This window comes from Sutterella sp. (assembly GCF_030539355.1).
GTDB lineage: Bacteria > Pseudomonadota > Gammaproteobacteria > Burkholderiales > Burkholderiaceae_F > Sutterella.
The window spans coordinates 1-14,276 of sequence record NZ_JAUNSF010000017.1 but is presented as its reverse complement, the minus strand read 5'-3'; the positions used below and the strand labels follow the sequence as shown (position 1 = coordinate 14,276).

The 14,276-nt window shown below is 61.1% G+C and carries 13 protein-coding genes; 5 read left to right on the top strand and 8 right to left on the bottom strand.

The window, feature by feature from the left end; all coding sequences use genetic code 11:
* Window position 1: 1 nt before the first annotated feature.
* From Q4F91_RS04765 to rph, 8 genes are all read right to left on the bottom strand, one after another.
* Complete coding sequence (locus tag Q4F91_RS04765; protein WP_303335064.1) at window positions 2-1,048, bottom strand: RNA methyltransferase; 1,047 nt, start codon at window positions 1,046-1,048, stop codon at window positions 2-4.
* Window positions 1,049-1,133: 85 nt separating this feature from the next.
* Complete coding sequence (locus Q4F91_RS04760) at window positions 1,134-1,775, bottom strand: hypothetical protein (RefSeq protein WP_303335062.1); 642 nt, start codon at window positions 1,773-1,775, stop codon at window positions 1,134-1,136.
* Entirely contained in the window at window positions 1,772-3,418 is a 1,647-nt protein-coding gene (gene ntrC, locus Q4F91_RS04755; RefSeq protein WP_303335060.1) for a nitrogen regulation protein NR(I), read from the bottom strand. The genes Q4F91_RS04760 and ntrC overlap by 4 nt, the downstream gene beginning before the upstream one ends.
* 71 nt (window positions 3,419-3,489) lie before the next feature.
* A complete protein-coding gene (locus Q4F91_RS04750) occupies window positions 3,490-4,683 on the bottom strand; it encodes a nitrogen regulation protein NR(II) (protein ID WP_303335058.1) in 1,194 nt (397 codons plus the stop codon).
* Between the two features lie 178 nt (window positions 4,684-4,861).
* A complete protein-coding gene (gene glnA, locus Q4F91_RS04745) occupies window positions 4,862-6,274 on the bottom strand; it encodes a type I glutamate--ammonia ligase (protein WP_303335056.1) in 1,413 nt (470 codons plus the stop codon).
* A gap of 417 nt (window positions 6,275-6,691) precedes the next feature.
* Window positions 6,692-7,903, bottom strand: a complete 1,212-nt coding sequence (gene hemW / locus Q4F91_RS04740; RefSeq protein WP_303335054.1) for a radical SAM family heme chaperone HemW — start codon at window positions 7,901-7,903, stop codon at window positions 6,692-6,694.
* Window positions 7,900-8,517, bottom strand: coding sequence for an RdgB/HAM1 family non-canonical purine NTP pyrophosphatase (gene rdgB, locus Q4F91_RS04735; RefSeq protein WP_303335052.1), 618 nt, complete (start codon window positions 8,515-8,517; stop codon window positions 7,900-7,902). The genes hemW and rdgB overlap by 4 nt, the downstream gene beginning before the upstream one ends.
* 42 nt (window positions 8,518-8,559) lie before the next feature.
* Window positions 8,560-9,309, bottom strand: coding sequence for a ribonuclease PH (gene rph, locus Q4F91_RS04730; RefSeq protein ID WP_303335050.1), 750 nt, complete (start codon window positions 9,307-9,309; stop codon window positions 8,560-8,562).
* Window positions 9,310-9,510: 201 nt separating this feature from the next.
* Here rph and Q4F91_RS04725 point away from each other — a divergent pair, with 201 nt between their 5' ends.
* The 5 genes from Q4F91_RS04725 to Q4F91_RS04705 form a co-directional block, all read left to right on the top strand.
* On the top strand, window positions 9,511-10,413 hold the full coding sequence (locus Q4F91_RS04725) for a YicC/YloC family endoribonuclease (protein ID WP_303335048.1): 903 nt from the start codon (window positions 9,511-9,513) through the stop codon (window positions 10,411-10,413).
* A gap of 11 nt (window positions 10,414-10,424) precedes the next feature.
* The gene (gene gmk, locus Q4F91_RS04720; protein ID WP_303335046.1) at window positions 10,425-11,075 is read left to right on the top strand and encodes a guanylate kinase; all 651 of its coding nucleotides are present in this window, start codon (window positions 10,425-10,427) and stop codon (window positions 11,073-11,075) included.
* A gap of 59 nt (window positions 11,076-11,134) precedes the next feature.
* Window positions 11,135-11,335 carry a DNA-directed RNA polymerase subunit omega gene (rpoZ, locus tag Q4F91_RS04715; RefSeq protein WP_303335044.1) on the top strand — a complete coding sequence of 67 codons (201 nt, stop codon included), beginning with the start codon at window positions 11,135-11,137 and terminating at the stop codon, window positions 11,333-11,335.
* A gap of 249 nt (window positions 11,336-11,584) precedes the next feature.
* Complete coding sequence (locus Q4F91_RS04710) at window positions 11,585-13,948, top strand: bifunctional (p)ppGpp synthetase/guanosine-3',5'-bis(diphosphate) 3'-pyrophosphohydrolase (RefSeq protein WP_303335042.1); 2,364 nt, start codon at window positions 11,585-11,587, stop codon at window positions 13,946-13,948.
* Between the two features lie 22 nt (window positions 13,949-13,970).
* On the top strand, window positions 13,971-14,276 hold a 306-nt coding region (locus Q4F91_RS04705), incomplete at its 3' end, for a glycosyltransferase (protein ID WP_303335040.1).

Sequence of the window (14,276 nt, the reverse complement as noted above, 5' to 3'; positions counted from 1 at the left end):
CTTAGACTTTTAATATTCGTGCCCGCAGTTGACCACATCCGCCATCTACATCCTGAGCAGCTGAAACGCGAAGCGTTGCGATGATCCCTTTGCTTCGGAGGAAACGTATCAAATTAACAGCATGCTCACGTGCCGGACGTTTGCAGTTTGTACCATTAACCATGTTCACAGGAATAAAGTTCACCATCGCATACCGACCTTTAAGCTTCTCTGCGAGCAAGGAAATTTCCTGTTCAGAATCGTTTCTGCCTTCAATCAACGTCCACTCAACCTGAAGTGGATATCCACTAGTCTTCGCCCATTCATCGGCTGCATCAATCAGATCATCCACAGACATGCGACAGCCTTTTGGAAGCAGTTTCCTGCGTTTTGCATCGTCCACGGTATGCAGTGAGATTGCAAGCGCAGGTCTTACTTTAGATGCATGAAGCGCCGCAAACAGACGTTCATCTCCAACCGTGGAAATCACCAGTTCCTTGTGTCCGAACCGTCCGTAATCTGCGAGGTATTCCACCGCACGCATGACATTCGCAAGATTGTGGGAAGGCTCCCCCATGCCCATGAACACGACCTTTTTCGTTTCTTGTCTAAGCTTCCTTGCCATTGCAACCTGTGCAACGATCTCCAGATCGGTCAGCTGCCTTATCAGCCCGCTCCGTCCCGTCATGCAGAACACGCAGCCAACGGCGCACCCTATCTGAGTTGATACGCAAACCCCTTTCCTGGGCAGCAACACCGATTCAATCATCTGCTCGTCCGCAAGTGTGACCAACAGACGCTCACTTTCAGGATCACTCCCGGGATAACGGGAATGAATCTGTGCCACAGCATCTAGCTTGGCTCTTATATCCGGAAGCGCCTTCACCAAGGCATCAGGCAGCCGTACACGTCTTCCGGCATTCGCCTCGGTCGGCCATTCCGAAGCGCCGAGCCAGGCGGAATGGATTTTTCGGGCGTGCACAGGCTTGGCACCATATGCAGCGAGCAAATCATGCAGATCCGAGAGCTTCGTCAGCGTCCCGGGGACAGGAGAAAGTTCTGCGGTCATTCGATGGAGATGCGTTACGAGGTGAAGAACGCAGTTGCACCTTCAGCGCGCTGCATTCTGGAAGTCCGCACATTATCGCCTCATCTCAGAGGAGTCCTTCCCTCGCAAAGAACTTTCGCAGAGACGAGCTGATCTCCTCAGACTGTGCCATGCTCATCGTCCGCCTGGGCATTGGGAGCCCCACCATCAGGGCTCGCTTCCAACGCTGACCCAGAATCCGCAGGCGCATGTCCGAAAGCCTGCATGCCGGCTGCAGCGGCAGCCCGATCGACGAAGCAAGCCGCTCGATCAGGGCCGGATCGTTTGCCGCCTCCAGCAGCTGTGAGGAAAGAAACACCACCAGAATCGGCCGACGCTTCTCTATCACGTCCACCAGTCGCTTCCCTTCTGTAACCGCTTCGCGGATGACATGTGCATCCCTCGGCCGGCCGTCCCAGACTGTCGGCCAGTTCAGAATCGAAAAACGTTCTGCCTGCTCCGCAACAGGAAATCCCGCCGCGGCAAGCCATCGCAATGCCTGTTGGATCTCCGGTCCTCTGTCAATTCGCGCTGCTGTGATGAGTCCCCGCTTTCGCGTCATACGAGCGAGAAAAGCCTCCCGGGCCTTTGGTTCAGGAGGCAGATCATCTTCGTTGACTATCGGACCGAATGCGGGCGGCAGCACGATCAGCACGCCGCCCTTCAGGTTCCCGGGCGTGTCAGCGGTGCCCGGGACATTGACTCTCACGCCGCGCCCTCCGAGAATCCGTCGGCGGCGTCATCCGCATGCCGTTTGAGCGGCGGCAGCCTGCAGGCAAGTTCGTCTGTCAGACCGAGTTCCTGGATCTTGCGGGTCAGTGTGTTGCGACCGAGCCCCAGACGTTCCGCAGCCTCAATTCGACGGCCACGCGTGACGGACATCGCCGTGCGGATGAGCGCACGTTCGAAATCATCCGTGAGCGACTGCCAGATCCCGCTTTCCCCGGCGGTCAGACGACGCTCGGCTTCCCGGGAGAGCGCTTCGCTCCAGGAGAAATCCGCAGGTATCTCTGCAACCTGAGCACCATGGTCATGACCGGCTGCCGTATGAGCAGTCTCCGCATGACGTTCAAGCGCCTCCGGATGCGCGGATGCGACGGCTTCCGCATGACGGAATTCGTAGGGCAGATCCTCGGCACGGATCTCCTGCGACGGCGCCATCACAAGGAGCCAACGGCAGAGGTTCTCGAGCTGACGCACATTGCCCGGGAACGGGAAGGCGCGGATGATCTCCAGAGCTTCCGCAGAGAGCTTCTTCGGCTCCACGCCGAGTTCCGGTGCGCCGACCGTCAGGAAGTGCGTGGCGAGCGGCTCAATGTCCTCAACGCGGTCGCGGAGCGGCGGAAGGCGCAGACGGATGACATTGAGTCGATGGTATAGATCCTCGCGGAACTGTCCGTTCCTCACGCGCTCCTCAAGGTTCTGATTCGTGGCGGCGATCACGCGGACATCCGCCTTGATCGACTGGTGGCCGCCAACGCGATAGAAGTAGCCGTTCGAGAGCACGCGCAGCAGACGGGTCTGAAGCTCCATCGGCATGTCGCCGATTTCGTCAAGGAAGAGCGTGCCGCCCTTGGCCTGCTCGAAGCGCCCGTAACGGGTCGCCGTCGCGCCGGTGAACGCTCCCTTCTCGTGGCCGAAGAGCTCGCTCTCGAGCAGTTCGCGCGGAATCGCCGCCATGTTGATGGCGATGTAAGGGGCGCGGTTGCGCTTGCTGTGCTTCCAAATGGCACGGGCGACGACTTCCTTGCCGGCACCGGACTCACCGGTGAGAAGCACCGTCACGTTGCTCTGTGAGAGACGGCCGATCGCACGGAAGACCTCCTGCATCGCGGGGGCCTGACCGATCAGATCCGGCACGGAGCTCTTTTCCTGCGTGGCCTCCTCCGCATCCTGGGCTTCTGCCTTTTCAACTTCCTCGGCACGACGGCGGGCGTCCTCCATCGCACGGCTGATGAGTTCAACCGCCTTGCTCACATCGAAGGGCTTCGCGAGGTACTCAAAGGCACCGCCGCGGAATGCGGACACCGCGCTGTCGAGATCCGAGAAGGCCGTCATGATGATGACGGGCAGATCGGGCGCGATAGCCTTCACCTTGTTCAGGAGTTCAACGCCGGAGAGTCCCGGCATGCGGATGTCGGAGACAAGGACAAGCGGCCTCGACTCGCGCACCGGATCAATGTTCTCAAGGGCCGAAAGCGCATCCTGCCCGCGCTCGAACATGCGGCAGCCGATTCCTTCGCGTGAGAGCGCGCGATTGAGTACCCAGCGGATCGCCCGGTCGTCATCGATCACCCAGACGGGTTCGTTGCCCGCGGATTCGCTCGAGGTGAGTTGCGTATCGTCAAGCATGGCTAGGTCCTTCAAAAGTGGTCTTGGCCGTTATTGTTCTTTTCTGTTTTTCCGAGGGGCTTGAGCTGGACTCAGGCCGCTTTATCGCTGCGCTTGCCGGAGCCGTTGCGCTCCAGAGGCAGCAGAAGAATGAAATCCGTCCGTCCGGGGCGGCTCTCCGCCGTGATGCTTCCCCCCGCCTCTTCCACGAAGGTCTTCACGATGGAGAGTCCTAGTCCGGAGCCTTCCGCGCGTCCTGTGACGAGCGGGAAGAAAACCTGCTCGCGGATGTCCGCCGGGATGCCTGGGCCGTTGTCGATCACCTCGACGCGGAGCGCGAGACGCACGCGGGAACTGCCGATCATCACGTCGCGCGCAATGCGTGTGCGCAGGATGAGAAGCGCCTTGCCACGGGCCCTCGCCTCGGTCATGGCCTCCGCCGCATTGCGGGCGAGATTGAGGAAGATCTGGGTGAAACGCCCGCGGTCTCCCATCACGGGAGGCGCGGAAATGTCGTAGTCGCGGCGGATGGTGAGACCGGAGCTGAACTCGAGGCTGATCAGGCTGCGGACGTGCTCGAGCACCTCGTGCACATTGATCGGCTCGCGGGTCTTGGCTGCACGGTAGGGAGCGAGAAGACGGTCAACGAGCGCCTGGAGGCGAGCCGCCTCCTCAAGGATCACGCTCGTGCACTCCTTGTCCTCCTCGCGCACGAGTTCGCTCTCGAGGAGCTGCGCCGCGCCGCGGATGCCGCCCAAGGGATTCTTGATCTCATGAGCTAGATTCCTGAGGAGCTCGCTGTTCGCCGTGCGCATATGCGTTTCCATCGCATTGCGCTCGGCCTGAAGGGCGTCCTCGAGTTCGACCGCCTCGAGCAGGTAGGCCGTCCCCTGAGGGAGCCCCTGAATTGCCGACGGATCCTCGGAGATGTCCGTGAGCACTGCACGCACCCGCACGGGCTCCTGGAGCCCGCGGTGGAGATTCGTGATGACCGTGAATGTGACGGACGTAGAAGCGAGTTCGGCGTTCTCCGCGTCCGCACCGGCATGAATCACGCCGGAACGCCTGCCAAACCAGCCTGCGGCCTCGTCAATGAACTCCGCCGCCGGCACACCGGCGAGCACGCGGCTCGTCCTGCCGAGCAGCGTCTCCGCCGCGGCATTGACCGCCAGGATGACCCCGTGCCGGTCAATGCACATGATCGCAGTGGAGAGGAGATCGAAAGCAAGCACCCGCTGAGCGGGTTCGGCGGAGAGTTTCCTGCCGCCGAGAGGCGAAGCCGTCATGTCTGCGAGATGCCCAGTTGTAAGAAGTTGAACCTTTCCGGAGCTTTCTCCCTGCCGTGGATCGGCCGGAAGACCGAAGCTCTGGAAACAATTCGGGGACGATGCGCGCACCGTCCCCGGAGAATTCCCTCCGTCCGCCGGAACGGACGGAAAGGATGCGACGTATCGGATGCGCCGATCAGTGCGAGTAGTAGAGGTCGAAGTCGAGGGCCGTGACAGCCATCTCAGCCTTCAGAACATCCTTGCGCTTCTCGGCGATGTAGGCGTCGATCAGGTCGTCGGTGAAGACGCCGCCGCGCGTGAGGAACTCGCGGTCACGATCGAGGCTGTCAAGAGCGACCTCAAGGTTCGGCGCGACGGTCGGGATCTTGGCGTTCTCTTCCGGCGGCAGATCGTAGAGGTTCTTGTCAGCAGCTTCGCCCGGGTGGATCTTGTTCTGGATGCCGTCAAGGCCGGCCATCAGCAGAGCGGAAAAGCCGAGGTAGGAGTTGCACAGAGGATCGGGGAAGCGAACCTCAATGCGGCGGGCCTTCGGGCTGTTAACGAACGGAATGCGGATCGAAGCCGAGCGGTTGCGCGAAGAGTAGGCGAGCTTGACCGGAGCCTCAAAGCCGGGGACCAAACGCTTGTAGGAGTTAATGCCCGGGTTGGTGATGGCGTTCAGGGCACGGGCGTGCTTGATCACACCGCCGATATAGTAGAGAGCCATCTCGGAGAGGCCGGCGTAGCCGTTGCCCGCGAAGAGGTTCTGGCCGTCCTTCCAAATCGACTGGTGGACGTGCATGCCCGAGCCGTTGTCGCCTTCGATGGGCTTCGGCATGAAGGTGGCGGTCTTGCCGTAAGCGGCCGCGACGTTCCACACCGTGTACTTCAGGATCTGCGTCCAGTCGGCGCGCTGCACGAGGGTGCCGAAGCGGGTGCCGATTTCGCACTGGCCGGGGCCGCCCACCTCATGGTGGTGGATCTCGACCGGCACACCCTGCTGGGCGAGCAGCGTGGTCATCTCGGAGCGCAGGTCGGCAAGGCTGTCAACCGGCGGAACCGGGAAGTAGCCGCCCTTGGCGCGGCAGCGGTGGCCGAGGTTGCCGCCCTCGAAGTCGAGACCGGACGACCACGGGGCCTCCTCGGAACCGACCTGGAAGAAACTCGAGCCGGAGCGGTGATCCCACTTGACGGAGTCGAACACGAAGAATTCGGGTTCCGGACCGAAGTAGGCCGTGTCACCGATGCCGGTGGACTTCAGATAGGCCTCGGCGCGGCGGGCGAGCGAGCGCGGGTCGCGCTCATAGCCCTTGCCGGTCGTCGGCTCAAGCACGTCGCAGTTGAGGACGAGCGTGTTGGCCTCGCGGAACGGGTCCATGCGGGCGGTGTCGGGGTCCGGAAGGAGCAGCATGTCGGAGGATTCAATGCCGCGCCAACCAATGAAGGACGAGCCGTCAAAGGGCTGACCGAGTTCGAAGACATCCTCTTCGATCTTGTCGGCCGGAATGGTCAGGTGCATTTCCTTGCCGAGCAGATCCGTGACGCGGAGATCCACGTACTTGCAGTCGTTGTCCTTAATCATCTGCAGCACATCAGCAGCGGACGTCATACCTCTTCTCCTAAGAAAACGGCCGCAGGGTGCGTGCCGCGTTTTTTGACTGGGTTGATTCCACACACCGTTCGAGGGAGGATGATTCGCCCGGTGCGCGTGTACCTTCAGGGGAGCAAAGCGCGTGCCAATTGTTCTTCGGCGCGAGGTGCACCACCCGCATCTCCGCTGTGCACACGGATCGGGCCTGAGGCGTGCACAAGGCTCTCAAGCTGCACTCACCTCTGAAAACAAAGCGTTCTCATCACGCGAATCCGTCACCCCATGAACAGTTAAGGTGCCGATTTCGGATGAGAGAGCCCCTTCCTGGCGCATCCCCCGGGTACGGTCTGGTGAATTATGCCTTGTTGTGCACCATTTTTGAGCGTAGCGCACGTATAGCGTGCGCACAAATTTGATGCGCCCGGTATGTCCTCGTCAGAGGAAGGCTTCCTGCACGTCGGAGAGAAAGTCGAGCCCCCGGCGGGAGACGGCGAGCCTCCGTTCATCAGGCACGAGCAACCCTCTGGAACGGAGATCAGCGAGCACAGGTTCAATCAGGGAGAGCGGCAGCCCCGTTCGCTCAGTGAAGAGTCCGGCTGGAACGCCGTCGAGCAGTCTGAGCGCATTGAGCATGAACTCGAAGGGCAAGTCCTCGGCCGACACTTCGCAGGACTCGATCCAGGAACGGTCATCCCCGCGGACATTTGCCATGGCCCCGGACTGATAAGCATCAAGATAGACACGGGGAGAGGCAGCGCGCGCTTCACGACGAACGCCCTCCCGGGTCGTCAGTTTCCCGTGCGCGCCGGCGCCCGCGGCGAGATAGTCGCCGAATGTCCAGTAGTTTAGGTTGTGGCGGCACCGCCGCCCTTCCTGTGCATAGCCCGAGACCTCATAGCGGCGGTAGCTCGCCTCGGCGAGCCGCGCCTCGACCACGTCTCCCATCTCCGCGGTCATGTCCGCGTCGGGCAGATCATCCGGACAGCGCTTTTCGAAGACCGTGCCGGGCTCGATCGTGAGCTGGTAGCAGGAGAGGTGCGTCGCGCCGCTCGCCACGGCCTCGTCAAGTTCCTCGCGCAGGCTCTCCATCGTCTCGCCGGGAAGCGCATACATGAGGTCAAGATTGAAGTTGTCAAAGACCTCCGCCGCTTCCCGGATCGCTGCCCGGACTTCCTGCGCACTGTGGATGCGCCCGAGCTTCCGCAGGCGCTCGTCGGAGAAGCTCTGCACACCGATGGATAGACGGTTGACTCCGGCGTCGCGAAAACGGGCGAACTTGCCAGCCTCCACGGTCCCGGGATTGGCCTCCATCGTGATTTCGCAGTCCTTCGCAAGCGGGAAACGCTCCGCGATTCCCTGCAACAGGCGCCCAAGTTCTTCCGGCGTCATCAGGCTCGGCGTGCCGCCCCCGATGAATATGGAGAGGATCTCACGCTGAGGCATCCCCTCAAGATACGGCCGCCAGCCTTCAAGATCCGCGAGGAGCGCGTCCACGTAGACCGACTCAAGCTCCAGGAGATTCTTTGGTGCACCATGCGAGTTGAAGTCGCAGTAGGGGCACTTGCGGACGCACCACGGCCAGTGCAGATAGATGGAAAGCGGGATGACCGCCGGATCGGGTCGGGCGGCCAGGATCGCGTCGGTCACGCCTTGAGGCCCCAGCGGTGAGTGAGAAGCTCCGCCATGCGGGCGAGTGCCTTGCCCCGGTGGCTCACGGCGTTCTTCTCGTCGGCAGTGAGTTCCGCCGCCGTGCGGCCGAACTCAGGGAGCAGGAAGTACGGGTCATAGCCGAAGCCGCCCTTGCCGCGCGGCTCGTCCGTGATCTCGCCTTCCCAGAAGCCCTCGGCAATGAGCGGCTCCGGGTCATCGGCGCTGCGGACTGCGACGAGCACGCAGCTGTAATGTCCGCGGCGGTCCTCGATACCCTGAAGTTTCTCGACCAGAAGGAGGTTGTTCTTCTCGTCGTCGGCGTCCTCACCCGCGAAACGCGCGGAGAAGACTCCCGGCGCGCCGCCCAGGGCATTGACGCAGAGCCCGGAATCGTCCGCGAGCGCGGGCAGCCCGGTCTGTCGGGAGGCGTTCCTCGCCTTGGCGAGACAGTTCTCCACGAAAGTGCCGAAGGGCTCGTCGCAGGACTTAACGCCGAACTCCTTCTGCCCGGCGATGCGGATGCCGAGGGGCGCAAACATGGCCTGGAATTCACGGATCTTGCCGGCGTTGCCGGAGGCGAGGACGAGCACGGGGGTGTTGGAACCGGTCATGGTGATGTGTGAGATTTGAATATTGGACGGAGGATCTGCAGATCACTTTGCCTGAAGGGCCTTGCGCTGCAGAACGGCGAGTTCGTTGTTGCCCTTCATCGCGAGCGCAATGAGGCTCGCGAGCTCGGCGCTCGAGAAAGGATCGCCCTCGGCCGTGCCCTGAATCTCCACGAACTTTCCTTCGCTCGTCATGACGATGTTCATGTCCGTTTCGCAGGAGGAGTCCTCAACATAGTTGAGATCCAGCACGGGGCCCTTCTTGCCGATGCCGACCGACACCGCGCTCACCTGAGCGCGGATCGGATCCTCGGAGATCAGGCCCTTCGCGAGCATCCAGTCCACCGCATCGCGAAGCGCCACCCAGGCACCGGTGATGGACGCGCAGCGCGTGCCGCCGTCGGCCTGGATCACGTCGCAGTCGAGGTGAATGGTGAATTCGCCAAGCTTCTTCCGATCAACCACCGCGCGAAGGCTGCGGCCGATCAGTCGCTGAATCTCCTGCGTGCGCCCGGACTGCTTGCCGCGGGCGGCCTCGCGGTCCGTTCTCGTGCCCGTGGAGCGGGGAAGCAGGCCGTACTCCGCCGTGACCCATCCCTCTCCCTTTCCGCGGAGGAAGGGCGGAACGCCGGCGACGACGCTCGCCGTGCAGAGCACGTGCGTATCGCCCTGGCAGTAGAGCACGCTGCCTTCGGCGTACTTGGTGTAATGACGCTGAATGCTCACCGGCCTGAGCGTTTCAGCGACGCGTCCGTCAGGACGGGTGGCAAGATGAGATTTGATGGAATCGGACATGGCGAAAAACCTTTCCTGAGGAAATACGGACTCACGGATGATGCGGACTAGATGCTACTTCATTTGTGTGCCGCCTCACGCATCACTTCTCCTCGCTCACTGGTGCCGACGCTCTAAAATGCCGCCCAACAAGAACAACCTCGGATGAACGGAGCGGCGAAGCGCCGCTCTAGGACTTCCGTTTCCAGGAGTTTCGTTTACATGCCTTCAGTCGCCAGCATGACAGGCTATGCAGCCGCCGACGGAAAGACCCCCGCCGGGTCAGTCACCGTTGAGTGCCGCTCGGTCAATTCCCGCTTTCTTGATCTGACGCTCCGTCTTGACGAAAAGCTCCGCTTCGCCGAGCCAGCGATCCGTGAGCGTCTCCAGAAGCGTCTCACCCGCGGCAAAGTTGAACTGCGCATGTCACTTGCTGAGGATGAGTCGTTGCTTCCTGCCTCCGTCAACACGGCTGCGCTGAAGCGCCTCCATGCGCTTCAGGAAGCCATCGTCGAGGCGGATCCCTTTGCCCGGAAGCTCTCCGTCGCCGAGATCCTTGAGATGCCCGGCATTGCCCAGGCCCCCGTCACGGACCGTGATGAACTTCAGGCAGCCATTCTCGAGCTCGTGGACCGCACGTTGGATCAGTTCGTCGCCGCCCGCGTCCGTGAGGGTGAGGCGCTCACCCGCGTGCTCCTCGGGTACTGCGACAAAATGTCCGAGGTGGTGAAAGAGGTCCGCGCAGCGATGCCCCAGATCATCGCCCAGCTTGAGGCTCGTCTTTCCGAGCGACTCGGGAACGCCCTCACCAGTGCCCTGGCCGAAAAGAGCACCCTCACCAAGGAGGAAGTGGCCGACCGCATCCGTCAGGAGGTCACGCTCTATGCGATCAAGATGGACGTCGACGAGGAGATGAACCGCCTCGAAACGCACCTCGGCGAAGTCCGCCGTCTGCTCAAGTCGGGCGGGGCCGTCGGCCGCAAGCTTGACTTCATGGCCCAGGAGATGAACCGCGAGGCCAACACCCTCGGCTCCAAGGCCGCCGCGATTGAGATGACCAACGCCTCGCTTGCGCTCAAGATCACGATCGATCAGATGCGCGAGCAGATCCAGAATCTCGAGTAAAAGGACTTGTCATGACTGAAATCGAAACCTCCGCCGCCCCTAAGCACGCCGGTCGCCTTTTCCTTGTCACCGCCCCGTCGGGCGCCGGCAAGTCCTCGCTCGTGAACGCGCTTCTGAAGCGCCAGCCCACGATCAAGCTCTCGATCTCGTCGACTACCCGTGAGCCGCGCCCGGGCGAGCAGAACGGCCGTGAGTACCACTTCATCACCGAGACGATGTTTCTCGAGATGAAGAACCGCGGCGAGTTCCTCGAGACCGCGCTCGTGCACGGCAACTACTACGGCACGAACCGCACCTGGATCGAGGCGCAGATGGCCCAGGGAAACGACGTGCTCCTTGAGATCGACTGGCAGGGCGCCCGTCAGGTCCGCTCGAAGTTCTCGGGCACCGTCGGCATCTTCATCCTGCCCCCTTCCATTGAGGCGCTCGAGTGGCGTCTCCGCCACCGCGGCACCGATTCCCCACAGACGATCACCCGCCGTCTGATGGGCGCGGGTGCTGAGATTGCGCATGCCCCGGAATTTGAGTACGTTATAATCAACGAAGATTTCGACACGGCCCTCAGCCAGCTTGAGGCCATTGTGACGGCGAGCCGCCTCTGTTTCGCTCAGCAGGCCATCCGCCATCACGATCAGTTCGCGAACCTCGGAGTTCCGGTCTGAGTCCGGCATCGCTGGCCCGAAGGGCCTTTATTTTCCTTTCATCACATTCGCAAGACAAAATGGCACGCATCACTGTTGAAGACTGCCTGAAGAAGATCCCCAACCGCTTCCAGATGGTTCTGGCCGCGGCCTACCGTGCGCGTCAGCTCTCCCAGGGCTATGCCCCGAAGATTGATGCCAAGGACAAGCCCGCCGTGATCGCCCTGCGCGAGATCGCGGACGGTCTCGTCGGCACGGATATGCTCAAGCATGTTCAGTGATACATCACACTCACGCTTCAAAGCATGACTGACGGCCGGGCCGCCTCATCCATACCCATGGATGCGAGCGCCGGCCGTTTTCTTTAGAACAATCTTTTCCCTCACCGCGGGCGCAAGGCCGGAACTCATCATCCGGCCTCCAAGGAACCTGCGGGAGGACACCCAATGCGGCAGGCTGGTATCTGCGATTTTTCCACCCCGAAGAGATCTGCAGAGCGAATCCAACCTGAGAACTAGAAGGAACGCACCATGGCCCTCGATTCCGCTCCGTCCTTCCCGGACGATATGTACGCAACGGCAGAGGAAGGCTCCACACCTCTCCCCACGCCTCCGAGGAAACCCATCTCGCCCTTCGGGTTCACGAAGCATGCCGCCCGCCGTGCGCCGCTTCCCGCCCCTGTCATTCCCGCGAAACTCCCTGACGCGGATCTTCCGCTCTTCACGCCCAAGGCGCCCATCGGCGTCGTGACCGCCCAGGCGCTCGTCGACACCTGCAAGCTCTACCTCACACCGAACGAGGTCGAGAAAATCCGCTCGGCCTACCGTTACGCCGACGACGCTCACCTCGGCCAGTTCCGAAAATCGGGCGAGCCCTACATCACGCATCCGATCGCCGTCGCCTCCATCCTCGCCTCCTGGCGCATGGATGCCGAGACCGTTCAGGCGGGCCTCATGCATGACGTGCTAGAGGACACCGCGACGAGCAAGCGTGAGATGGCCGAGAAGTTCGGCCTTGACGTCGCGGATCTCGTGGACGGAGTCTCCAAGCTCGACAAGCTCAAGTTCTCCTCGAACGAAATCGCTCAGGCCGAGAGCTTCCGCAAGATGCTGCTTGCCATGTCGCGCGACGTGCGCGTGATTCTCGTGAAGCTCGCCGACCGCGTGCACAACATGCGCACGCTCGGCGCCATGCGCCCCGAAAAGCGCGCCCGCATCGCACGCGAGACGCTCGACATTTACGTGCCGATCGCTCACCGACTTGGTCTGAACAATGTGTTCCGCGAGCTGCAGGAACTATCCTTCGCCAACCGCTATCCGTTCCGTTACCGCGTCCTCTACGAAAACGTCCTGAAGACCCGCCAGAACCGCCGTGAGTTCCTTGAGAAGATGCTCAACGACTCCAAGACGGTGCTCTCGCAGGCGGGCATTCCCTGTCGAATCCTCGGCCGCGACCGCACGATCTACGGCATTTACAACAAGATGCGCGAGAAGCACCAGTCCTTCTCGGACGCGCTCGACATCTACGGCTTCCGCATCGTGGTGCGAACGCGCGATGACTGTTACCTTGCGCTCGGTGCCCTTCACAAGCGCTGGAAGCCGGTGAACTCCCGCTTCAAGGACTTCATCGCGATCCCGAAGTCGAACGGCTACCAGAGCATCCACACGACGGTGATCGGCCCGGACGGCACGCCGGTCGAGTTCCAGCTCCGCACCGAGGAAATGCACCGAATAGACGAGGACGGCATCCTGGTGCACTGGCTCTACGCCTCGAGCGACGACACGAGCGACCTCCAGTCCCGCACCGCCGCCTGGCTACAGAACCTGCTTGAGATCCAGCGCACGACCTCGGACAGCAAGGAGTTCCTCGAGAACATCAAGGTCGACCTCTTCCCGAGCCAGATCTACGTCTTCACGCCGAAGGGCAAGATCATCCCGTTGCCGAAGGGCTCCACGGCGATCGACTTCGCCTACGAAATCCACACGGACGTCGGCAACCACACCGAGAGCGTACGCATCAACGGCGAGCCGAAGCCCCTCAACGTCACGCTCAGGAACGGCGACCTCGTGCAGGTCATTACCGCGAAGAACGCCCATCCGAGCCCGCAGTGGCTCGCAGCGGTCCATTCGGGCCGCGCCCGCGCAGAAATCCGCCAGTATCTGCGCAGCTGCCAGCTTGACGAACTCACCGAAATGGGCCGTCTCGCGCTTGAGTCGCTTGCTTCCGAACAGAAGATCGACCTCGTCACGATTCCGAACACGATTGAGCAGAAGCTCGCCAAGGAATTCGGCGCGGAGAATCTCGCCGCGCTCTACGCCCAGATCGGTCTCGGCCGTGCGCTGCCTGCAGCCGTGCTCACCCGCCTGCGTACGATGCTCCGCGAGGAGAACATCGAATCCTCCGACGAGGATCTGCCTCCGGTCATGATCAACGGCAACGAAGGTGTCGCTCAGCATCTCGCCGTCTGCTGCCACCCGATCCCGGGTGATGACATCACCGGCTACAACCGTCCTGGCATCGGTCTGACCGTTCACCGTGAGGACTGCCCGCATGCCATCCGCGGCAAGCAGGCCGATCCCAAGCGCTGGATGCATCTTGAGTGGGGCCAGACGAAGGCGGGCGCGCACTTCGCCGTGCCGCTCGAAGTCCGTGTCAAGGAAGCCCACGCCGGTCTGGCCACGGTTGCCACCGCCGTCGCCGAGGCCAACTCGAGCATCACCGGCGTCACGCTTGAGGAACCGGGCAAGGAGCACATCGTCCACGTCACCGTGCTCGTGCGTGACCGCAATCACTTGATTCACGTCACCCGCACCATCCGCCAGAACGATGTTGTGCTCAAGGTGAAACGTGTCTTTGAAGAGGGTACCTCTACAAAGCGGAAAATCTCTGTTTAATTGAGCAATCTTAAGGAATGATATGGATCAATCACTAAAAAGCATATCCCCCGCCTTTCCTGAGATTAAAAACTCTGTCGTTCTAACATGCGACGGAAATTATTTAAAATTTGCATCCGTAACCATTCAATCAATAATAGAGAATAATAAAAATCAACACTTAGATTTAATAATTCTCGCATCAGATATTAACGAATGGGATAAAAATTCATTATTAGAACAAGCAAATAATGAATCTATCAGCATCAGAATTATAGATATCAGCTCAATTTTTAAAGAAATTTTTGGAAATTTCAATCTTAAATCAAAGAAATACTGGAAATTATCC

Excerpts from the sequence above, each read along its gene's own strand:
- gmk (WP_303335046.1), top strand. The coding sequence starts at position 10,425 with ATGACTGAAATCGAAACCTCCGCCGCCCCTAAGCACGCCGGTCGCCTT.
- rpoZ (WP_303335044.1), top strand. The coding sequence starts at position 11,135 with ATGGCACGCATCACTGTTGAAGACTGCCTGAAGAAGATCCCCAACCGC.
- rph (WP_303335050.1), bottom strand. The coding sequence starts at position 9,309 with ATGTCCGATTCCATCAAATCTCATCTTGCCACCCGTCCTGACGGACGC.
- ntrC (WP_303335060.1), bottom strand. The coding sequence starts at position 3,418 with ATGCTTGACGATACGCAACTCACCTCGAGCGAATCCGCGGGCAACGAA.
- glnA (WP_303335056.1), bottom strand. The coding sequence starts at position 6,274 with ATGACGTCCGCTGCTGATGTGCTGCAGATGATTAAGGACAACGACTGC.
- Q4F91_RS04710 (WP_303335042.1), top strand. The coding sequence starts at position 11,585 with ATGGCCCTCGATTCCGCTCCGTCCTTCCCGGACGATATGTACGCAACG.
- Q4F91_RS04750 (WP_303335058.1), bottom strand. The coding sequence starts at position 4,683 with ATGACGGCTTCGCCTCTCGGCGGCAGGAAACTCTCCGCCGAACCCGCT.
- rdgB (WP_303335052.1), bottom strand. The coding sequence starts at position 8,517 with ATGACCGGTTCCAACACCCCCGTGCTCGTCCTCGCCTCCGGCAACGCC.
- Q4F91_RS04725 (WP_303335048.1), top strand. The coding sequence starts at position 9,511 with ATGCCTTCAGTCGCCAGCATGACAGGCTATGCAGCCGCCGACGGAAAG.
- Q4F91_RS04765 (WP_303335064.1), bottom strand. The coding sequence starts at position 1,048 with ATGACCGCAGAACTTTCTCCTGTCCCCGGGACGCTGACGAAGCTCTCG.